The 19,352-nt window shown below is 68.1% G+C and carries 20 protein-coding genes; 8 read left to right on the top strand and 12 right to left on the bottom strand.

The genetic code is table 11. The features are described 5' to 3' along the window. Window positions 1-40: 40 nt before the first annotated feature. The gene (locus tag OG817_RS33375) at window positions 41-1,480 is read right to left on the bottom strand and encodes a DUF2252 domain-containing protein (RefSeq protein ID WP_406048715.1); all 1,440 of its coding nucleotides are present in this window, start codon (window positions 1,478-1,480) and stop codon (window positions 41-43) included. Between the two features lie 409 nt (window positions 1,481-1,889). On the opposite strand from OG817_RS33375, the gene OG817_RS33380 reads away from it, so the two are divergent. Next, window positions 1,890-2,864: a PrsW family glutamic-type intramembrane protease gene (locus OG817_RS33380; protein ID WP_406048716.1), complete on the top strand. Its 975-nt coding sequence runs from the start codon at window positions 1,890-1,892 to the stop codon at window positions 2,862-2,864. A 9-nt stretch (window positions 2,865-2,873) separates the two neighbouring features. Here OG817_RS33380 and OG817_RS33385 read toward each other — a convergent pair whose 3' ends face one another. Continuing rightward, window positions 2,874-3,809 carry a cyclase family protein gene (locus OG817_RS33385; protein WP_406048717.1) on the bottom strand — a complete coding sequence of 312 codons (936 nt, stop codon included), beginning with the start codon at window positions 3,807-3,809 and terminating at the stop codon, window positions 2,874-2,876. Window positions 3,810-3,890: 81 nt separating this feature from the next. Beyond that, the gene (locus tag OG817_RS33390) at window positions 3,891-5,135 is read right to left on the bottom strand and encodes an MFS transporter (protein WP_406048718.1); all 1,245 of its coding nucleotides are present in this window, start codon (window positions 5,133-5,135) and stop codon (window positions 3,891-3,893) included. A gap of 56 nt (window positions 5,136-5,191) precedes the next feature. On the opposite strand from OG817_RS33390, the gene OG817_RS33395 reads away from it, so the two are divergent. Both OG817_RS33395 and fes read left to right on the top strand, forming a co-directional pair. Next, the gene (locus OG817_RS33395) at window positions 5,192-6,151 is read left to right on the top strand and encodes a DUF5937 family protein (RefSeq protein ID WP_406048720.1); all 960 of its coding nucleotides are present in this window, start codon (window positions 5,192-5,194) and stop codon (window positions 6,149-6,151) included. Window positions 6,152-6,247: 96 nt separating this feature from the next. After that, complete coding sequence (gene fes / locus OG817_RS33400) at window positions 6,248-7,513, top strand: enterochelin esterase (RefSeq protein ID WP_406048721.1); 1,266 nt, start codon at window positions 6,248-6,250, stop codon at window positions 7,511-7,513. Here the strand turns inward: fes and OG817_RS33405 are convergent. The 5 genes from OG817_RS33405 to OG817_RS33425 all read right to left on the bottom strand — a co-directional run bounded on the left by OG817_RS33405 (window position 7,498) and on the right by OG817_RS33425 (window position 11,447). Further along, window positions 7,498-7,914 carry a hypothetical protein gene (locus OG817_RS33405; RefSeq protein WP_406048722.1) on the bottom strand — a complete coding sequence of 139 codons (417 nt, stop codon included), beginning with the start codon at window positions 7,912-7,914 and terminating at the stop codon, window positions 7,498-7,500. The genes fes and OG817_RS33405 overlap by 16 nt on opposite strands. Before the next feature lie 13 nt (window positions 7,915-7,927). Then, window positions 7,928-8,614, bottom strand: a complete 687-nt coding sequence (locus tag OG817_RS33410; RefSeq protein WP_406048723.1) for a hypothetical protein — start codon at window positions 8,612-8,614, stop codon at window positions 7,928-7,930. Then, window positions 8,611-10,920 (bottom strand): MinD/ParA family protein, encoded by a 2,310-nt coding sequence (locus OG817_RS33415; protein ID WP_406048724.1) that lies wholly within the window; start codon window positions 10,918-10,920, stop codon window positions 8,611-8,613. The genes OG817_RS33410 and OG817_RS33415 overlap by 4 nt, the downstream gene beginning before the upstream one ends. A 63-nt stretch (window positions 10,921-10,983) precedes the next feature. Next, on the bottom strand, window positions 10,984-11,181 hold the full coding sequence (locus OG817_RS33420) for a hypothetical protein (RefSeq protein WP_360443025.1): 198 nt from the start codon (window positions 11,179-11,181) through the stop codon (window positions 10,984-10,986). Between the two features lie 74 nt (window positions 11,182-11,255). Next, on the bottom strand, window positions 11,256-11,447 hold the full coding sequence (locus tag OG817_RS33425; protein ID WP_360443022.1) for a hypothetical protein: 192 nt from the start codon (window positions 11,445-11,447) through the stop codon (window positions 11,256-11,258). 226 nt (window positions 11,448-11,673) lie between these two features. Here OG817_RS33425 and OG817_RS33430 point away from each other — a divergent pair, with 226 nt between their 5' ends. Further along, window positions 11,674-11,901 carry a hypothetical protein gene (locus OG817_RS33430; protein WP_396391263.1) on the top strand — a complete coding sequence of 76 codons (228 nt, stop codon included), beginning with the start codon at window positions 11,674-11,676 and terminating at the stop codon, window positions 11,899-11,901. A 148-nt stretch (window positions 11,902-12,049) separates the two neighbouring features. Further along, window positions 12,050-12,829 carry a BTAD domain-containing putative transcriptional regulator gene (locus OG817_RS33435; protein ID WP_406048725.1) on the top strand — a complete coding sequence of 260 codons (780 nt, stop codon included), beginning with the start codon at window positions 12,050-12,052 and terminating at the stop codon, window positions 12,827-12,829. A gap of 13 nt (window positions 12,830-12,842) precedes the next feature. Here OG817_RS33435 and OG817_RS33440 read toward each other — a convergent pair whose 3' ends face one another. Then, a complete protein-coding gene (locus tag OG817_RS33440) occupies window positions 12,843-13,712 on the bottom strand; it encodes an LLM class flavin-dependent oxidoreductase (protein WP_406048726.1) in 870 nt (289 codons plus the stop codon). Window positions 13,713-14,027: 315 nt separating this feature from the next. On the opposite strand from OG817_RS33440, the gene OG817_RS33445 reads away from it, so the two are divergent. Together OG817_RS33445 and OG817_RS33450 are read left to right on the top strand one after the other, a co-directional pair. Next, window positions 14,028-15,284, top strand: coding sequence for an alpha/beta fold hydrolase (locus OG817_RS33445; RefSeq protein WP_406048728.1), 1,257 nt, complete (start codon window positions 14,028-14,030; stop codon window positions 15,282-15,284). Window positions 15,285-15,462: 178 nt separating this feature from the next. Next, on the top strand, window positions 15,463-16,080 hold the full coding sequence (locus OG817_RS33450; protein ID WP_406048729.1) for a hypothetical protein: 618 nt from the start codon (window positions 15,463-15,465) through the stop codon (window positions 16,078-16,080). Window positions 16,081-16,389: 309 nt separating this feature from the next. On the opposite strand, the gene OG817_RS33455 is transcribed toward OG817_RS33450, so the two are convergent. After that, window positions 16,390-16,959: a dihydrofolate reductase family protein gene (locus OG817_RS33455; protein ID WP_406048730.1), complete on the bottom strand. Its 570-nt coding sequence runs from the start codon at window positions 16,957-16,959 to the stop codon at window positions 16,390-16,392. A gap of 297 nt (window positions 16,960-17,256) precedes the next feature. Between OG817_RS33455 and OG817_RS33460 the strand changes: the two genes are divergently transcribed. Continuing rightward, complete coding sequence (locus OG817_RS33460; RefSeq protein WP_406048731.1) at window positions 17,257-18,045, top strand: hypothetical protein; 789 nt, start codon at window positions 17,257-17,259, stop codon at window positions 18,043-18,045. A gap of 22 nt (window positions 18,046-18,067) precedes the next feature. On the opposite strand, the gene OG817_RS33465 is transcribed toward OG817_RS33460, so the two are convergent. Continuing rightward, window positions 18,068-18,529, bottom strand: coding sequence for a VOC family protein (locus OG817_RS33465; protein WP_406048733.1), 462 nt, complete (start codon window positions 18,527-18,529; stop codon window positions 18,068-18,070). A gap of 47 nt (window positions 18,530-18,576) precedes the next feature. Continuing rightward, window positions 18,577-19,344 (bottom strand): class I SAM-dependent methyltransferase, encoded by a 768-nt coding sequence (locus tag OG817_RS33470; protein WP_406048734.1) that lies wholly within the window; start codon window positions 19,342-19,344, stop codon window positions 18,577-18,579. Between the last annotated feature and the right edge of the window lie 8 nt (window positions 19,345-19,352).

The raw sequence follows: 19,352 nt of genomic DNA on the forward strand, positions 1-19,352 counted from the left end.
CCTTCTCGGCCGCCCGGGCTGGACGGCCGGGGTTCGGTTGTCAGATGTCGGTGGTCGCTTGGGCTCGACCGTCTTCGACGGCGCTCTGGAACGCGGTGTAGTCGCGTTCGTTCTGGTCGGCGTAGGTTTCGGCGAAGTCGGCGATTGCTTGGTCGAAGGCGTCCGATCCGCCGAGGTAGGCGGCGAGGGCGACGCGGTCGCCGGAGCGAGCATGAGCGCGAGCCAGAGTCCGGCCGCAGACGCGGGCATAGACGGCCATGCCCGAGGGGGCACTCTGCTCGATCGGGACGGAGAACTTCCAGTCCTTGAGTTGGCGGACGTAATAGTCGCGGTCCACTCCGTCCGAGCTCGGCATGTGGGTCCAGCCGAGGAAGATGTCGCTTTCGGCCTGCATCAAGTGCTGTCCGGCGACCACGCGCTCGCCCTCGTTGGTGTACTTGCTGCGCCCGCAGTACTCCGCCAGAACCGATGGCTGCGCCTCCTTGGCCTGGAGGAACACCGGTTCGACTCCGTCCCCGCTGTCCATCAGCACGATCCAGGCGCGGGTGCCGACGCTGCCCACGCCTACGACCTTGCGAGCCGCTTGGACCAGCGTGAACTGTTCGAGCATGTGCCGCCGGTCCGACTGCAAGGTACGCCGGTACTTTCCCAGTACCGCGCGGATCTCCTCATACACCGCACTGGCCTGCACGTCGGGGAAGACTTCCTCGACGGGAACGACCATCGGAGGGTCACTGATGATTCGCCGACGGCCCTCGACCACCCTGGTCAACTTGCGCAGCGCCTGGGTGCTGTCGCGGGTGTGGGCCTTGGCCAGCATCTTCTCCGTGGCCTTGAACCCTTTGGCCTTCATCTGGGACCGGAATTGCCAGATGGCCTCTTCGATGTCCAGGTGTGCGTACCACACCTCCAGGAATGTCTGCTCCGCGAACCCGCGCATCGCCTTTCGGTACGCCTTCACCGCCGCGAGGACGATCTTGCGGCGGTGCTTGCCTCGGAACCCGTTGTCCCGTCCCGCCACTGCCAGGCTCGCCGCCAGCCGTTTGACGTCCCATTCGAACGGGCCGGGCAGCGTCTCGTCGAAGTCGTTGACGTCGAAGACCAACTCCCGCTCCGGAGAGGCGTACGCGCCGAAATTGGACAGATGTGCATCTCCGCACAACTGCACCTGCAGCCCCGACGTAGGCGTCGTGGCCAGGTCAGCCGCCATCGGCAAAGCAGCCCCGCGGTAGAACGTGAACGCCGACACCAGCATCCGCCCGTGCCGGATCGGCACCAGCTCCGGCACCCGCGACTTCGACTGCTCCAGCAAGAGCCCCACCGGATCCCGCGGCCCGTCGGCCTGGAACTCCGCCTGCGACTCCCGCGGAGTGACCCTGCGGGCGTCCTTCCCCAGAGCGACCCGGTCCGCATGGCTGAGCTGCCCGTGTGTCCCAGCCCGCTTCGAATCTCTACGGAACGCCCGCGTGGCAGGGCTCACCGATCTGCCGCCCCCAGTCGTCACCGTCATAGCTCCCCTTCCGCCCACCCCGTCGAGAAGTGCCGAACCAGCTCGAACGGGCCGTGGAGTTCTTGGACCAACAAGAGCAACGGGCACGCAGCGTGCCCGGAGGACTGGGGAGCGTGGGGGTCGTTCCCTGGACCACGCTCCTACCCTGAAGCCGAGAGGGACGCGCGGCATCACCCCTGCTGGGTGACGAGTGGCCGAACTCCGCCGCTACCACTGCAGGAACATCGAAGGCCCGCTCGACCGCCGCCCGGTGAACGATCAGCAGCGCGACGTCCGGAAATGGATCGCAAAGCCGGCTCGCTCGGCCGCGAGGCGGGGCGCGGCGGAATCACCCTCGTGGGAGGAGGCGGCGTGGCTGTTTGCGTGTCAGCGTCCTACCGTGGCCGATCAATCCTTGAGGTTGCCGATCGCTGCTGGGAAGCGCGCGTGGATCGCGGTGCTGGCGACCGGCGCGCTGGTCTGGGTGCTGGCGGCCGGCGTGACAGCGCTCACCGGGGACGCGATCCTGATTCCGACCCTGTTCCTGATCGGAAGCTTTCTGGTGCCGGTCACGGTCGTGACCTTCGCGCTGGCTCGTCTGGACGACTGTCGCCTGACCACCAACGTGGTCCTCAAGGGGTTCCTCGCGGCCGGGACGATCGGGGTAGTCGTGTCCGCCGTGACGGAGATCTACCTGCTTCCGACCGGAGCCGGGCCGGTGGGGAACGCGCTCGGCTTCTTCGGCGTCGGCGCGATCGAGGAAGTCTCCAAGGGTGCGGTGCTGGTGGCCGTCGCTTGGCGGGTCCCCCAACGCACGGTGCACGGTGGAATGGTCCTGGGGGCCACGGTCGGTGCCGGCTTCGCCGCCTTCGAGAGCACGGGGTACGCCTTCTGGGCCTACATCCAGCACACCAATGACCACCCCGAGCTGAGCATTCTGCAAACCGAGGTGTCGCGAGCCATGCTCGCACCCTTCGGCCACCTGACCTGGACCGCGCTGCTCGGCGGTGCCCTCTTCGCCGCTGCCGCGCCACCCAAGGGCGGGTTCCGTGTCACTCGGCGAGTGATCTGGACGTTCCTGGGGGTCTCGGCGCTCCACGGAGCGTGGGACGCGTCGTACGGCTGGGGAATCTGGATCACCCAGGGAGTCACCGGCAACGGATGGATCGCCGACTGGCCGGACGGCACCTACTGGGAGGGTTCCCCGACCCAACGAGAGCAGTGGGTCTTCCAGGGGACGTACGACGGCACGCTCGCCGTCGTCGCCCTCATCGGTGTCGTCTGGGTCATCCTCAGCTGGCGCCACGCACGACATGCCGCCACCAGCGCGCCCGCGGCGGGCCTGCCGATCAACGCGCCAGACCGCCAACCCTGAGCGCCCCGGTCAGAAGGTGGCGATGGGGTTGACCGGGCTGCCGGACGTGTTGGCGAAGCGGACTGGTGCGACTGCGAGTTGGAAGTCCCACTGGCCGAGCTCGGCGGCCGTCGTCGCGCATTCCTCCAGGTCGCAGTTGTCGAGCATCCACAGACCCATCGCGACGAGGCTCACGGCGTGTACCGGCATCAACACGTCGTCGTACCCCGACGGCTGAACGTCCTGAGGGGTGTCAGCGCCGATCAGCGAGACCCCCCGTTCATGCAGCCACGGCAGGCAGGACGCGTGCCAGCCCGCCTGCGTGAAACCGCCGCCCGCACCAGTCTCGTGCCGACTGCGGCCGTAGCCGGTCCGCAGGAGCACGGCGTCGCCGGATCGCACCCGCACACCCTGGCGACGCTCGGCCTCCTCGAGATCGTCGGGAAACACACCCTCACCCGGTTCCAGCCACGGCACATCGCGGACCCTCGCAATGTCCAGCAGGACACCCCGCGTGATGATCCCGTTCGCCGCCGCCGTGACGGCCGCCCACGCCGATCCCGTCGTGGCGTCGACCAACGAATGCGACCGCCCGTTGTACATCGTGCCGTCCCAGAAGATGTGGCACGGCGAGTCCAGGTGGGTGATCGTGTTGCCGTGGAACATGATGCCGAGCCGCTCGTTCGAGAAGCCCCAGCGCCGGTCGTTGCGGAAGTGCGCCGGCATATGCTCGGCGCCCGGCATCTCGGCGGCGCACGGGCACGCCGTCGTCGACCGCTCCATTTCGTCCGGTACGGCGACCTCCCACCCGCACGACACGCTCCTGCCGTGGCGCACGGCCCGCGCCGCCGCCAGCCGGACGTCGTCGGTGATGAGGTTCAGAGTGCCGAGCTCGTCGTCGTCGCCCCACCGTCCCCAGTTCGACAGCGTGTCGAAGTACCCGAGTACGTCGTCCTGTGTAGGCATCGGTCGCTCGGCCGTCATCCCAGCATCGACTCCTCCGGTCACGCGGTTCGAGGCACCAAGGCCCGCTGAACTGGCATGACCCTACATCGCGGCCGGAGTGACGGCGGTCCTGGTTCTGCTCGCTGCAGCGCGGTTCGCGACGACCGCGATTGTGGTGCCGGTGGCCGCGAAGAGCGCACCGAGCGCGATCCAGCCCGCTGTGCCGTGGTCGATGGCGGTTGTGGTGACGACTGCCGGGCCCAGCATCAGGGCCAGCGCGAGACCAGTCTGGCTGAGTCCCTGGTAGGCGCCGGCGCGGGCCGGGTCGGCGAGCTCGAACGCCATACCCCAGCTCCCGGCTTCGCCGCGCGTCTCGCCTGCGGAGGAGGCGAGCGCGCCGAGCAAGAGGACGCCGGTCGCCGCAGCGGCGCCGAGGTGACCTGCGACAGCGAAGAGCAAGCAGGCGATGAGCAGGAGCAGGCCTGCTCGGCACGCCGAGCGTCCAGCCGTGCGCAGGTCCTGCGTGCCGCGGGACGCGCGGACCTGGAAGAGCGCCACGTAAGCGGTGTTGACCACGAGGAGCGCCGATACCACGACGGTCGGAGCCTCGGTGTGATCCGCCACCCACAGCGGGATGCCAACCGACGTCAGCCCGAAGTGGATTGCGAGTAGGGCGTTGAGAGCGGTCGAGACGACGTACGTCCGATCTTTGAGAGGCGAAGGTCCCCGTGGCGCCTCAGAGCCGGCGGATGCATCCATTCGCTCCGCGAGCCCGGATACTCTCCGGCGCAGGCCGGCCAGTGGGACCGTGCCGAGGATGGTGATGGCGCCGACCACTACCACGGTCAGGCGGTACGCCGTTGCCGTGTCGGCGACCAGGGCCAGTCCCGCAAGCAGGGTGCCGATGCCGATGCCGACGTTCATCACCACGCGCAGCCGGGCGCGGACAGCAACCCGCTCCGGGCCGACGAACCAGCGGGCGAGCAGCGTCATCTGGGCGGTGCTCTGCAGGCCGCGGGAGCCGGAGACGCAGGCCGCGACGAGCACGAAGGTGCCGACGTCGCGAGCCAGGGCGTATCCCAACAGCGCGACGCCGTTCGCGGCGAGGGCCCACTGCTGCAGCCGATCGGCACCGCACCGGTCACTCAGCCACCCACCGGCGTACGACGCCAGGACGCCGACTCCTCCGGCGACGGCCAGGCCGATCCCGACCGTGGCCGCAGACAGTCCTACCCCGCGGGTGAAGTACAGCGCGCTGACCGCGAAGAACATCCCACGGGACAGGGACAACGCGGCCACGGCGGAGGCGAGCGCGCGTTCGACGGGATCGTGGAGGAGTGCAGGCACTCGTCAGTTGTCGCATCCAGGTGCTCGGCGACACCATCGATATAGCATATTGCTTCATGATCGAGTACGAGCTCGTCGGCAACGACCTCGGCGAGGTGCGCTTCGCGATCTCGCCGCTGAACGAGCTGGTCCTGTCGCTGCGGACGCTGCGCGATCCGGGCCGGTTCCCGCTGCAGCTGCCCTGGCTGCGGGCCACCGAAGCGGCGCGCGCCGGGCTCGACCTGGAGCTGCTCCGCGCCTTGACGAACGAATCGCTGTGGACGCCGGACTTCCTCACCCCGCGGCCGTACACCCCGCTCGGCAGGATCGACGACGAGTTCGCTGCCCTGACCGGCACACCGGGCGGCGTCGTACGCGCGGATCTGGCGGAGGTCCACCCGGCCGCGCTGCCCCCGGTACTTCGAGGCCGGCCGGACAGGGTACTCAGCCGTGTCGTGGCGGCGCTCCGGGACTACTGGGAGGCATGTTTCGAGCCGCACTGGCAACGCATGCGAACCGTGCTCGAGGCCGACGTCGTCCACCGCGGCCGGGTCACAGCGCAATCCGGCCTCGCAGTCATGTTCGCCGACCTCGACCGGCATGTTCGCCTCGAGGACAGCGTTGTGTACGTGCGCCTGCGCAGCGACCTCTCGTACCGCACCTCCACCGCCGGCCGCGGCCTCACGCTCGCCCCCTCGCTGTTCAGCAGGCGCGCGACGGCGCCCATCTCCCCCGACGAGCCACCGCACATCATGTACCCGGCACGCGGCCTCGCAACGCTCTGGGAGACCGAGACGAACATGCCGGCCACTGCCCTGGTGGGCGTGATCGGCCGCGTCCGCGCCCGGCTGATGGGACTCCTCGAGACGCCGATGTCGTCGACCGAACTCGCGGTGCGCCTGGACGTCACGCCGACCGCGGTCAACCAGCATCTACGCGCACTGCGCGCGGCCGGTCTCCTCATCTCCGCACGGCACGGCCGCTCGGTCCTCTACCGACGCTCAGACCTCGGCGACCGCCTGCTCCGCGGCGCATGACCCTCAATCCAGTGTTGTGAACCGAGGGCGACGCTCGGTCGGGGCGCCAGTGGTCCGGGATTGTCCTACGGTAGGACGACGCCGAAGGGATGATGCATGGCCGAAGAGATCAACAGCCCACGTCTGCAGAAACTTGATCCGGCCGGAACTGACGAGTTCTGGGCCGAAGTCACCGAGCAGGGTGCGCCACTGGTGGAGCCCGTGCTGGATGACGAGCACGATGTCTGGCTGACTTTTCTCTACCGGTCGAGCGAACCTATCGCCGGCGCCTCGGTGTTCGGCGGCCCACCAGGATGGGACGCACCAGACAACCAGATGCACCACCTGGACGGCACCGACGTCTGGTATCTCACCTGCCGGGTCCGCGCCGATCTGCGCTGCACCTACCGTCTGGCCGTCGATGACGTGGACAGTGCTGCGGCCAAGTCAGAGGACTGGCAGGAGCGTACGGCGCACTGGTTCACCGATCCGCTCAACCCGGCGACATTCGTCTATCCCGAGGACGAATTCCTTGGCGCTGACGAGACCGTGGTGTCGTTGATCGAGTTACCGGGCGCGCCCGCGCAGCCGTGGCTCGCTCCGCGGTCCGACGGCAACCCAGGCGAGCTCGTCCAGCAGCTGCACCGTAGTGAGATCCTCGGCAACGAGCGTCGCATCTGGGTCTACACCCCGCCCGGTTATCGACCAGACGACGAGCCGTATCCGCTGCTCGTGCTGTTCGACGGCGACGTCGTACGCGGCCCGATCCCCTTCCCCACGATCCTGGACAACCTCATCGACGACCGCCGCATCCCGCCGATGGTGGCCGTCCTCGTCGACAGCCTGAGCCAGGAAGTCCGCAACCGCGAACTCCCCTGCGGCGGACCCTTCCTGGAGTACCTGTCCGACGAACTGCTGCCCTGGGTCCGCGAGCGGTACCGGATCACGACCGATCCCGCGCGGACGATCGTGGCGGGTCAGAGCCATGGCGGTCAGGCCGCCGCGTTCGCGGGGCTCAATCGCCCGGACATCTTCGGCACCGTGATCTCGCAGTCGGGATCGTTCTGGTGGAGCCCGGACGACGACCACGAACACGAGTGGCTGACCCGCCAGTACGCCGAGGCCGAGCGACAGCCCGTCCGGTTCTACCTCGAGGTCGGCCTGCAAGAACGCGGTCCGACCCCCGACGACGGCCCATCCATGGTGGTCGCGAACCGCCACTTCCGGACCATCCTGCGCAGCAAGGGCTACGACGTGACGTACACGGAGTACAACGGCGGCCATGACTACGTCTGCTGGCGCGGCTCGCTCGCCGACGCACTCATCACCGTTACTGCCCCACCGCCGCCGGCGGCGCCGGCCACGGATCAGTTGCCGGCGTAGCTGATCGAGACGACGGTCGAGCTGCTGCTGATCTTGCCGCTGTCGACCTTCTTGCCGTTGACCACCAGTACGACGCTGAGGCCGTCGGAGCCCTTCGTCTTGTGCAGGTTGACGGTGTAGGAGCCGTTCGAGGCCTTGACCTGGAACGTGGCGGATCCACAGCCCTTCTTGCTCGTCGCGCCGACCCGGCCCGCCCAGCAGGTCTTCTTCGACGCCGTGATCCGGACGGTGGCACCCGACTGCGTGGTGGTCTTCCCCTTGCCCTTGCCCTTGCCGCTCCCGCTCCCGCTGCTGCTGCCGCCGGTGCCGGCGCCGGGCGTGGTCTTGATCGGTTCGCAGCCGGTCAGCACCAGCGGGACCACAAGCGCGACCGCGAGGGCGGTCCATCGGCGGGCAGACATCGGGAGCCTCCGGTCATCCGGTCTTGACGGTCAGTTGTGGCTTCAGGCTCGTCGGCTTCAGCTCCTTGCGAACCAGCGCTTCGATATCGGCCAGCCCGCTGCTGTTCTTCGTCGCCGCGAGGCGTGCTGCGTTGCTGCGGGTCGACAGCTGATCCTCGAGTTCTCGAGCCATCGCCTCGAGCTGTTGCCGGCCGTGGCGAGAGAACGCGCGATGCTTGCTGGTGACAACCACGATCTGCACTGCGACGGCCGAGGTCGAGCAGCCGGAACAGGCCGCGTTGACCGCGAAGGCACGGTTTCGAGCGGTGACCGTCGTACCGGGCCGGACCACGACAACCTGCACGGACACGCTGGTCGCTCGGCAGTTGCTGCAACTCGACCAGGCGTTCGCGACGTTGTCCGCCGTACGCTTCTTCGCCTTGTTCACGTAGATGACCTGCACTGCCGAAGCGCTGGCACTGCACGAGTCGCAGGTGGCCGATGCGGTGGCGACGGCATCAGCCTGGGCTCGCTTGCCTCGGGCACGTTCGAACATGGCGGTCCGGTCGGTGTCCGAACTGCCTGGCGTCGAAGGGTTGGCGGACGCGACCAGGTCGAAGTCCTGGCCGCTCCGGAACGTGAGCAGGCTCGCGGTGCCGGTCGCGCCCAGGACGAGGGACGCGATCATCGTGATCGTTGTGAGTCGCCGGCTGATGGTCATGAGGCTCCTTCGCCTGTCAGGGACGGATCAACCACCGAGACTGGACTCCAGCGGTTCGTGGTGAAGCCGCCGGCGACCAGTTCGGCCAGTTCCAGGTAGGCATCGCGGGTCGCGGAGCGCAAGTCGTCGAGGTCGACCGCTGCTCCGCTGTCCAGCGCCGGGTCCCACGGGATGCGGACCGTGCCGGCGCAGCGACTGTTGAAGTGGTTCTCGATCTCGTCGAGCTGGAGCCAGCGCGGCTTGCCCCTGGTCGTGTTGATCACGGCGACCGCGGACGACACCAGATCGGCGTGTCCGTGCTGGTCCAGCCAGTCCAGCGTCCCCGCCGCGACCCGCGCGCCGTCGAGTGCCGGTGGCATCACGACGACGATCTGGTCGGCCTCACGCAGGATGCCCTGAATGGCGCCGTCCAGGATGCCGGTGCCGGTGTCGACCAGGATCAGGTTGTAGTGCTGGGTGAGCAGGTCGAGCACAGTGCGGTAGTCCCGGTCGCCGAGCGCCTGGCTGATGGTCGGGTCGTCGTCGGATGCGATCACCTCGAGCCGGCTCGGTGCCTGCGAGGTGTACTCGCGCAGATCGGCGTACTTCGTGATCAGATCGCGCTCGCCGAGAAGGTTGGTCACCGTGGCCGGGGACTCCCGGCGGACCCGATAGATGAGCGAGCCCGCGTCAGGGTTCGCGTCGAGCGCGACCACTCGGTCGCCGCGGTGCATCGCGAGCGTATGACCCAGCATCAGGGTGGTCGTGGTCTTCCCGGCGCCGCCCTTACGGCTCAAGGTGACCACTCTGCGCGGGCCTCGCACGGTCGCACGGACTCGGTCGATCCGCTCCCGTTCGCGCTGCTCGGCGAGGCTGGGGCCGACATTGATCCGGCCACTCGAGACGAAGTACAGGCCGTGCCGCCATCCGTTCCGAGGCGGCGTCAGCCGCCGGCGGAGCATCTTGTCCTCGGTGAACAGGGCAGCACCGGTCGCCCCGCTGATGTGGTCCATCGGTTCCTCCTCGGCCGGCGACGGCGGGGTCTGCCGGTTTCGAACCGCGCGTACGAGGTGGAGCACGGATCGGACGAGTACGACGCTCAGCCCGACGATCGGGAGAGCGATCGCCAGCAGAGACAGCAGCGCGAGCGCCGCTGCGCCGATCTCCCCTGCCACGACGAGTGTCCGTACGCCGCCCCACAACTCACTCGCGCGATCCCAGAACCCGGCGAGGTAGCCAGGGGCGTTCCAGGTCAGGAGTCCCAGACCGATGAGCAGCGCGGGGACGGTGACCATCACCCAGGTCGTGACCACGATCCGGGTACGGAACCGCAGCGTCGCCACACCGGGATCGTTCCGGCGGCCAGGCAGAAGGCTCCGCAGAATGGGCCGGACGTGCCCGAAGAGATTCGGTACGCCGGCCAGGTCGCCGAGAATGTAGTACCCGTCGAACCGGACCACCGGCAGCAGCTGCTGGATGATCTCCAGGTGGGACAGCGCGATCACCGCGAGCAGGGGGGACCATCCGGTCCACAGGTACATCCCGGCCGCGACCACGATGTAGACCGCGTTGAAGTAGACGCCACCCAGATCGGTCCGCAGCCGGCCGGCCCGGTTGAGCCGGTAGGCGCTGGTCACGTTCGTGTAGAAGGCAGGGATCCAGAGATAGAGCCCGACGCCGATCTGTCCGGGCTTGGCGCCGCCGTACCGGCAGCCGGCCGCATGGCCGAACTCGTGGAAGACCGTTGCCATGAGCAGCAAAATCAGGACGGCCAGCACCCCGGCCGGATCGACCAGGGCGGAGAAGACGTCCGAGGCGGACCGGGTGACCAGCACCCAGATGTCGAAGGCGATCACGGCCGCCAGGACCGCAACGATCACGGGCCGGTGGAACAGCGGTGCGAAGATCCGTGCGATCGTCCGGACGGCACGGGCCGGCAGCAGCACGCCGCGCAGGCTCAACGCGAGCAGGGGATCCGCCTTCTCCTGTCCCACCGGCGCGCCGTTCCAGAGGGCGACCAATCCGGACGGACCGAGCTTGTCGTTGATCAGGCGGACCAGGTCGTCGGGATCGAGACGGTGACCGTACGCGCGGCTCACCCGGTCGGCCAGCAGATCGGTCGACGAGCGCCCGTCGGCGTTCTCCACGATCAGATAGAGCAGCTTGGTCAGCAGGACCATCTGCCGGTCGGCCCGTTCGGCCAGATAGCGCTCTTCCCGGAACCCGGACCCCTCGTACCGTCCGAGCAGGCGTACGCCGCCCACCCGGCTCGGCCTGGGTCCGCCGCGCACCGGGACCGCGCGGAGGTGGTCTTCTGTCGTTGTCACGATGCGGTCGTCCCCCCAGTGCGGGGGGCGCAGGCCCCCCGCCAGTTCCGTGCGCCGATGGAGCTAACGCTGGAACGCAGCCAGGTGCTGCAGTGCGGCGGCCGTGGCGGTTGAGCCGATCGTCCCCGCATTCACCGCGATCGCCAGGTTGACGGCCGTGATGTTGGTGATGTTGATCAGTGCCAGTGCCTCGCGCGTGGGCAGCAGCTCGGCCGACTGGCCGGCCACGTCCGTACCCGAGATCCTGCCGAGATCCGTCATCGAAACCCCCTTGTTCCTGCGGCGTGCGAGCGGCGCACTCGGTCATCACCGCCCGCACACCCGATTCGGCCGGCCTAGTGCTGGTTGACCACAATCGTCTGAATGGCCGCGGCCTTCGCCACCGACCAGTACGACGCCGCGTTCAGCGCGACCGCCGTGTTGGACGCGTAGATGTTGGCGTAGTTGAAACCACCCAACGCCTCCCGCTCCGGCAGTACCTGGATCTCCTCCAGGTCGAGTTCGACCGCCGTCAGTTTCTCGTTCATGAGTCACCCCCTCCGCCGTGTTCGGTGCTCAGGGCCAGTGGATGCCTGGCAGCATGCTCAGGGTGTTGTCACAGCGTTGTCCCGGCGTTGTCACAGCGTTGTCAGGAAGACAGTGGTCGACGTAACGGCCCACTTCGGGGATCGTTGGGTTCATCGTGAGTCTCCCGGTGGTCCGTGCACGCACGACACCAGACAGCCGGTCGGATGACTCCCGGGGGGGTGGATCATGACCGATCACGCGCAGTCCGAGCCCGTGCCCGACGCGGCGGCACTGGTGATCCGGGTCTGGCGGGAGCCGGCCGACGAGGCCGGAATCAAGGCGCGCATCACCCAGCGGCCCGATCTGAGCGCCGACGCCGAGACGACGTCGGTGGTGGCCTCACCGGAGGCTGTCTACCGCGAGGTCCGCGCCTGGCTCGAAGAGTTCGTCAGCCGAACGGGCGGCGAGTCTTGACATCTGGCCATTCCTGTCCCATGTTTCAGGGAGTGCGTTGCGGTTGGTGGTTCAGCCGTCACCCACAGCGGGGACATCTGCGAGCAACACAGCCGGGGGGCAGGCTCGTTTGACGCGCGCCGTCGCACCCCGAAGGGGAGGCCGTGCGGTGCGGACGTTGTTAGAGAGTGATCTTCGACTTCAGTTGCTCGGCGACTGGCTCCTGACCGTTGCCGACCAGCCGGCCGAGACGGTGGAACCGATCGATCTGCCGGCCGGTCCGCAGCACCTCATCGCGCTCCTGGCCCTCAACGGCCGCTGCGCACGGACCCACACGGCGGCGACGCTGTGGCCAGACTGCACCGACATGGTCGCGGCCGCCCGTCTTCGCGCGGTCCTGTGGCGGCTGCGGCACCGGCATGCCGGCGTACCGCCGGTGCTCGAGATCGGCGACTCGTCGCTGTCTCTGGCGGTCGATGTCGTCGTGGACGTCGACCGTTTCCTCGACGGGGCCGAGTTGCTGATCCGCGACGACCCGGACCGCGGCACCGACGAGGCGGAAGACGCCGCTCTCGTCGTACTGCACTCCTCGGAGCTGCTCCCTGGGTGGTACGACGACTGGGTGCTGGCCGCGCGCGAACGGCTGCAGTACCTGCGGCTGGGCGCGCTCGACGCCCTCGCGAACCGGCGCCGACGGCAACGGCGTACCCACGAGGCCCTCCAGGCCGCGCGGGCCGCGATCAGCATCGAGCCGCTGCACGAGAGCGCGCACCGCACCATCGTCGAGATCCACCTGGACAACGGCGACCTCGTCGAGGGCATCAACCACTACCAACGATTCCGGGACATGCTCGACCGCGAACTGGGCCTCCCACCGAGCGACCTGTTCCGCGAGGTCGTGAGCCCCTACCTGGCCGTTGCCTCCCGCAAGGTAGCCCGCACCCGCTGATCCCGGTCGGCCTTCAGGTCAGGCCGGTTGCGGCGGCGATCAGGTCGATCTGGTGGAGGTCGGGGTTGGCGGGGAACAGGATCAGCTCTTCGCAGCCTGCGGCGGCGAAGCCGGTGATGGCGTCGGCGACTGCTTGCCGGGTGGTGAGGGCGTTGGCGATGATCCGCTCGGCGTACGGGCCGGCGAAGCTGTAGTAGTCGCCGAGGTAGCGCCGTGCGTGTTCCTCGGCGTCGTCGCCGAGGCTCACGTAGCCGATGGCGACCAGGCGCGGCTCGCCTTCCCGTCCCGCCTCGCGCCAGGCACCCCTGGCCGTGTCAGCTCCGGCCGCGAAGGCGTCCGGACCGCCGGCGCCGAGGATCCAGCCGGCGCCGAACTGCGTCATCCTGCGGAAGGCGGCGGGAGAGCCACCACCGATGAGCAGCGGCGGACCGCCTGGTTGTATCGGGGCCGGCCCGATCGCACCGGCGTACCCCCGCGGCTCACCGGCCCACACCGCCCGCATCTCCGCGAGTTGCGCGTCGAACGCCCTTCCACGCTTCTCGTACGGCGATGCCGTCGCCTCGAAGTCGTCCGGCCGTGCTCCGACCGCGATACCGACCGTCAACCGGCCGTCGGAGAGGCGGTCCACGGTGGCCAGTTGCTTGGCCAGCAAGGCGCCGTTGCCCCGGAACGGGCCGATCATGATGGCCGTCGTCAGACGGAACCGGCTGGTCACCGCCGCCGCGGCGGCCAGCGCCGGTATCGCGTCCAGATTCCCGTACACCAACCGGTCGAGGGTCCCCAGGGTGGAAAACCCGGCCTGCTCGGCAATCTGCGCCCAATCCAGGATCAGCCGGGCGCGAATACCCGGAATCGTGGACGGCAGACCGATACCAACATCCATGGGAGCTCCTGGTTCAAATGGTCGAGGCAATAACCAGACTGCACCTTCGTCTTGACTCTGTCGTGCGTGGCGAGGAGGGTCGAAACGGGGGTGGGGATTCCGATGGATATCCGACGAATTCGCAAAACGCTGGCCGTCCTGGGTTCAGGGCTACTTCTTTCGATGACGTTCGTGTCGGCGGCACAGTCCGATACCGCGACATCGCCGTACCACATCGATTTCAAGCCTTGTCCGGGATCGGCTGTGGCCAGGTGCGGCACGCTGCGAGTACCTGCGGACTGGTCGGCTCCGAAGGGTCCGAAGATCACTGTGGCGGTGGCTCGCCGTCCCGCGGATGATCCTGCGCACCGGATCGGCACCCTGTTCTACAACCCGGGTGGTCCGGGAGACGGTGCCGTCCGCTACGTCATTGAAGCCGATACCTTCTTCTCCGCCACGCTGCGAGCTCGCTTCGACATCGTCGGCCTCGATCCGAGAGGCGTCGGCGCAAGCACCCCGATCAGCTGCGGCGTGCCGGCATTGACCCCCGACTACACGTTCTTCCCGCGAACGCAGGGAGAGTTCGACGCGGTGGCCGCCCACAATCGCGCGCTCGCGAAGAGTTGCCTGCAGCAGACCGGACCACTGTTCGTGCACGCAGACACCGTGAGCGTCGCCCGCGACCACGAGGCGGTCCGCATCGCGCTCGGCGTCTCGAAGGTGAACTGGCTGGGGCTGTCCTACGGCACGCAGGTCGGAGCGCAGTACGCCCAGTTGTTCCCCAAGCGCACGCGAGCAATGGTCCTGGACGCTGCTCTCGACCACAGCAGCCCGGACGTGCAACTGATCGCCGATGCGGCCAAGACCGTGGAGGAGGCGTTCGAACGGTTCGCCGACTGGTGTGACACCGCCGACGACTGCGTCTTGCGGGGTCAAGACGTCCGCGCGGTCTACGACAACCTCGTCCGGAGCGCGGACCGGAACCCGATCCCGGTGGACGGAGCCCTGCGCCCTGTGACCGGCGAGGACATCCGGATGAACACCCCGTTGTGGCTCCTCGCGAAGACGCCCAACGTCCTCGCGGGCGGGCTGTCCTGGGCCGGGTTCTCCGAGGTCATCAGGCGAGCCGTGGCCGGGGACGCCCAATTCCTCGCCTGGCCGCCGCCTCAGGGTCCTACCGACAACCTGTTCTCCCGGATAGCGAATCACTGCGGTGACTACGTGTCCGACATCCACACCTTCGCCGAGATGCAGCAGCGCATCGAGATGGGACGGCAGTTGGCGCCGCACCTGCAGGGCGCCTCGGAGTTCTGGCAGGCCGGCCTGTGCATCGGCTACCCCTTCAAGGTCGCCAACCCGGTGCGCAGCCTGAACGTGAAGGGCGTGCCCACCCTCATCGTCCACGCAACGCACGACCCGTCCGTCTCCTACCAGTGGGCGTTCGGCCTGGCCGCCCAGATCCACGGCAGCAGCGTCCTCTCCCGCCTCGGCGACGGGCACACCTCCTACTACACCTCCGACTGCGCCCGGGACGCGACGGACCAGTTCCTCCTCACCAAACAGTCCACACCAGCCCCCGTCTGCACCACGTAGGCCCCACCGATGGTTGAGCCGGAGAGTCTGAGCGTGACGACTCCGGTGCAGTCGGTGCGGGTGCGGCTGGGGTGTGCCGGGGACAGTGGCGAGGCCGCTCATCCGTCCTGGATGACGCGCAATGGTGACGCGCGCACCAGTGTGGGGTGGAGCCAATGGATTCCTCCTGACAGTGCTCATGGACCGCTACCCGAGCTGGCTTTGCGGCTGTGAGCGGGTGCTCAGGAGAGGAGAGGGAGAGTGGAACATGGCAATCGGGCCAGTACAGCTCATCGTGCTGGGGTTCCAGCACCCAGACTTCCATGGTGAGGTCATCGCCGAACTCGAACGGCTCCGGGCGAGCGACACCGTCCGCGTGATCGACTCGCTGGCGGTCTACAAGACCGCGGACGGCGACATCGAGGCCGAGCATCTCAGCAACCTGACCGAGCAGGAAGCGATCGAGCTGGGCAGCAAGATCGGGGCGCTCATCGGCTTGGGCTTCGAGGGCGAAGAGGGCATGGAGGCCGGCGCCGAAGCCGGCGCGGAAGCGGTTGCCGAGCAGGGCGGTATGGGCGTGTTCAGCGAGGAGGACGCCTGGGATGTGCTCGAGGACATCCCGAACGACTCCGCCGCGGCGCTCATCCTGCTGGAGCACCACTGGGCCGTGCCGCTCCGCGATGCCATCGCCCGGGCCGGAGGCTTCCGCATCGGCGACGGTTTCATCAGCCCACTGGACCTCGTCGGGATCGGGCTGGTATCGGCTGAAGAAGCCAAGGAACTGCACGAGATGGAAACTGCGGGCGCCGCCGGCTGACCGGGCGGCCGTCGTTCGCCATCGCACAGGGAGGAGGAGAACCCGATGCTTGGATCACGCAGGGTCGCGCGCCGGACCGGGCGCCGCACAGCGCGGCGTGTGTCCCGCCGCAGGTAACGGCTCACAGCGAACCAGCGGGCACCGCTCGCTCACGCGTGCCCGGGCGGCACCCGCTTGCCATGGTTCGTGCCACGAAATGACGTCTGACTCCGTCTTGGCGGTATTCGGTAGCTGAAGAGTGGACGCCGGCCGATGCCCGAACGAGCGGCATCGCCGGCGGCCGACTCTTCGACAATGCGGACTTTCCGCCTATTTCTTGATGTCGTAGCGCAGAAGCGCCACGCCGTTGTCGAACGAGGTGGCCTCGACCAGCCTCAGGTCCTGACGATCCTCGAAAACGCGCGTTCCCTTGCCGCGGGTCGCCGGGCAGACCAGCATCCGGACTTCGTCGACGACGCCGGTCTCCAGCAGGGAGTGCATGAGCCTCAGGCTCCCCCACAGCCAGATGTCCTTGCCGGTCTGCTCTTTGAGCTCCCCGATGGTGGCGACCGGGTCGCGCGTCACGGTCGCGGCGGGAAAGTCGCCCCAGGGCGCGTCATCCAGCTTCGACGACACGACGAACTTGGTGAGGTTGTTCAGCTTCTCGCCGTACACGCCCTGATCCTCGGCGTACGGCCAGTAGTCCTTGGACTGGGCGTACGTGTTCGCGCCGAGAATCATCGTGTCGACCGAGTCGATGAAGCCCATCAGGCTGTTCCTGAAGGGGTCGTCGGTGATCTCGTCGCCGAACGGTTCCCCCGACACGAAGCTGAGGCCACCGTCCTCCTCCGCGGCGATGTTGTCGACGGTCACCCACTGCTGGACTATGAGCTTTCGCATGACTGTCCTTCCGTCCCGTGCGATGCTGCGGTCACGCTGACCGCATTTACCTCTGAGACGGAGCCGGCCCGCCGGTCTCGACATCCCGTCACATCTCTCGTTCATGGGACCCGTATGACCAGCCCGCCCGAGTCGACCGCGTACGCGACTATTCGTGAGGGGACAGCATTCGGAGCGCGTTCGCTGAGGGCATCTGAGGCTGTTCCCGGTCATCCGGCCTGGAGGATGTGACGGTGCGCTCGCCGGGGCCACACTCAAGGCGCGCGTCCAGCGAGGCCGCCTTGTTTGGGGGTACGGATGTTCTTCACCCTTCCCAGCCCGCTGCTCGCTCTCATCCTGTTCCTGATCGTGCTGGGATCATGCGCCATCGGTGTGCTCGTAGGGCGACGGTTGCGCGGTCACCACGAGACGTGGCGAGAACCGATCGGAGTCACACAAGCGGCACTGCTCGGGTTCGTCGCGCTCATCCTCGCCTTCGGATTGACGATGGCGGTAGGCCGCTACGAGACCCGACGAGTCGAACTGGTCACCGAGGCCAACGCGATCGGCACCACCTACCTCCGGGCACAGACCTTGTCGGAACCCGTCCGCAGCCAATCACTGGAACTGCTCAAGCGCTACACCGACCTGGAGATCCGCCTGTCGACCACCCGGCCAGGCTCCGCCGAGGCCCGACGCGTCGTTGCCGACGGCGATGCCATCCAGCGCCAGCTGTGGGCACTCGCCGCCGACTCGCTGCGAGACGCCCCCGTCGCGAGCGCCCCACGCCTGTACGTCGACAGCCTGAACTCGATGATCGACAGCCAGACCTCGCGCGTCGCGGCACTCGGTAACCGCGTCCCCACATCGGTCCTGATCCTCGAGGTAGTTGGCGCATCGGTGTCACTGGGACTGCTCGGCCTCTACCTCACCGTGCTCGGCCGCGGCCTGCTACCCATCATGCTGGCCGCCGTCTTCGTGTCCCTCCTGCTGCTGGTCACCTTCGACCTCGACCGCCCCACCCGCGGCATCATCACCGTCCCCGACACACCGTTGACGGAACTGCGGGTCTCGATGGACCTGCCGCCGGCGGCCGGCGGCGGCTAGGACTGTGTCCCCGTTGACCGGATCAGTCCAGGCAGAATTCGTTGCCTTCGGGGTCGGTCATGGTGATGGTGCCGAGGGCCAGCGGTGGTTGGGGGTCGAAGCGGCGTACTCGGTGGGCTCCCAGGGCGACCAGGCGGGCGCATTCGGACTCCAGGGCTGCCATCCGTTCGTCGCCCTCGAGACCCGGGGCCGCACGGACGTCGAGGTGGACGCGATTCTTGGCGACCTTGCCCTCGGGCACCTGCTGGAAGAACAGCCGTGGACCTTCACCATCCGGGTCTTCGAGGGCCGAACGCGTGTTGCGCTGATCCACCGGTACGCCGACGCGCTCGAGGAACTCGTCCCACGCCGCCAGCGGGTCGGCGCCCTCGGGCAGTTCGACACCGGGCGGGCCGGGGTGAACGTAGCCCAGCACGTCGCGCCAGAAGAACGACAGCGCCCGCGGATCGTGGGCGTCGAAGGTGACCTGGAATTCGCGGCTCATCGGCCTGCTCCATCTTTCGCGGTTCTCATCTCCCCACTCTGACGCACCTAACGGACAGTTGCCGTCCGCGCGAGATGGATGGTCAGGTCGGCGGCGATCTCGACCGTCTCTGGCAGGACCTGCAGGATGTGGCGAAAGGCTTGTTCCTGGACTGCGGCCGGCAGTTCCAGGTACGCCGAGATCGTCGACAGGAGGCCGACGTAGTCGCGCGCACTCATCGTCCAGCGCCGCTCGATCACCAGCTGCTGAACGTCGCTGAACCACTCGGACCGTTGGAGCTCCGTACCCGGCCACTGCATGGCATGCTCCGGCGGCGTCCCATCGGGAGACGGACTGTCGTCGCTCTCCAAGAACGGCGCCCGGGCCGCGCGAACCGCCTCCTCCACCGCCGGATCAGCCAGCCCGACCGGTCCACCGAACGACGCGAACACGCCACCCGGCTCCAACAGCGCGGCCATCCGCGACCACCGGCCGTCTGGGTTCGTCCAGTGCAGCGCCGCGGCCGCATAGACCAACCCGTAGCGCTCGCCTGGTCGCAGGTCCTCGAACGCGGCTCGCAGTGGCGTGACGTTCGCCGGCACATGCTTACGCAACTCGGTGAGCATGGCATTGTCGGGCTCGGTCGCGGTGACCGCGACCCCTCGTTCGGCGAACAGGCGGGTTGCTTTGCCGGTCCCAGCACCAATCTCGAGGGCAGTCCGGACCGGCTGACCGGCGTACGTCATCACCAGGTCGAAAAGCTCGACGGGATATCCCGGCCGGAACCGTTCGTACGCTGCCGCCATTGCTCCGAAGCTCAACGCGCGACCAGACATGCCGAGCA

Origin of the sequence: Kribbella sp. NBC_00889, from assembly GCF_045207705.1 — a bacterium.
In the GTDB taxonomy this organism is placed as follows: Bacteria; Actinomycetota; Actinomycetes; order Propionibacteriales; family Kribbellaceae; genus Kribbella.

Excerpts from the sequence above, each read along its gene's own strand:
- OG817_RS33450 (WP_406048729.1), top strand. The coding sequence starts at position 15,463 with ATGGACCGCTACCCGAGCTGGCTTTGCGGCTGTGAGCGGGTGCTCAGG.
- OG817_RS33470 (WP_406048734.1), bottom strand. The coding sequence starts at position 19,344 with ATGTCTGGTCGCGCGTTGAGCTTCGGAGCAATGGCGGCAGCGTACGAA.
- OG817_RS33455 (WP_406048730.1), bottom strand. The coding sequence starts at position 16,959 with ATGCGAAAGCTCATAGTCCAGCAGTGGGTGACCGTCGACAACATCGCC.
- fes (WP_406048721.1), top strand. The coding sequence starts at position 6,248 with ATGGCCGAAGAGATCAACAGCCCACGTCTGCAGAAACTTGATCCGGCC.
- OG817_RS33410 (WP_406048723.1), bottom strand. The coding sequence starts at position 8,614 with ATGACCATCAGCCGGCGACTCACAACGATCACGATGATCGCGTCCCTC.
- OG817_RS33395 (WP_406048720.1), top strand. The coding sequence starts at position 5,192 with ATGATCGAGTACGAGCTCGTCGGCAACGACCTCGGCGAGGTGCGCTTC.
- OG817_RS33405 (WP_406048722.1), bottom strand. The coding sequence starts at position 7,914 with ATGTCTGCCCGCCGATGGACCGCCCTCGCGGTCGCGCTTGTGGTCCCG.
- OG817_RS33420 (WP_360443025.1), bottom strand. The coding sequence starts at position 11,181 with ATGACGGATCTCGGCAGGATCTCGGGTACGGACGTGGCCGGCCAGTCG.
- OG817_RS33440 (WP_406048726.1), bottom strand. The coding sequence starts at position 13,712 with ATGGATGTTGGTATCGGTCTGCCGTCCACGATTCCGGGTATTCGCGCC.
- OG817_RS33385 (WP_406048717.1), bottom strand. The coding sequence starts at position 3,809 with ATGCCTACACAGGACGACGTACTCGGGTACTTCGACACGCTGTCGAAC.
- OG817_RS33465 (WP_406048733.1), bottom strand. The coding sequence starts at position 18,529 with ATGAGCCGCGAATTCCAGGTCACCTTCGACGCCCACGATCCGCGGGCG.
- OG817_RS33430 (WP_396391263.1), top strand. The coding sequence starts at position 11,674 with ATGACCGATCACGCGCAGTCCGAGCCCGTGCCCGACGCGGCGGCACTG.
- OG817_RS33425 (WP_360443022.1), bottom strand. The coding sequence starts at position 11,447 with ATGAACGAGAAACTGACGGCGGTCGAACTCGACCTGGAGGAGATCCAG.
- OG817_RS33460 (WP_406048731.1), top strand. The coding sequence starts at position 17,257 with ATGTTCTTCACCCTTCCCAGCCCGCTGCTCGCTCTCATCCTGTTCCTG.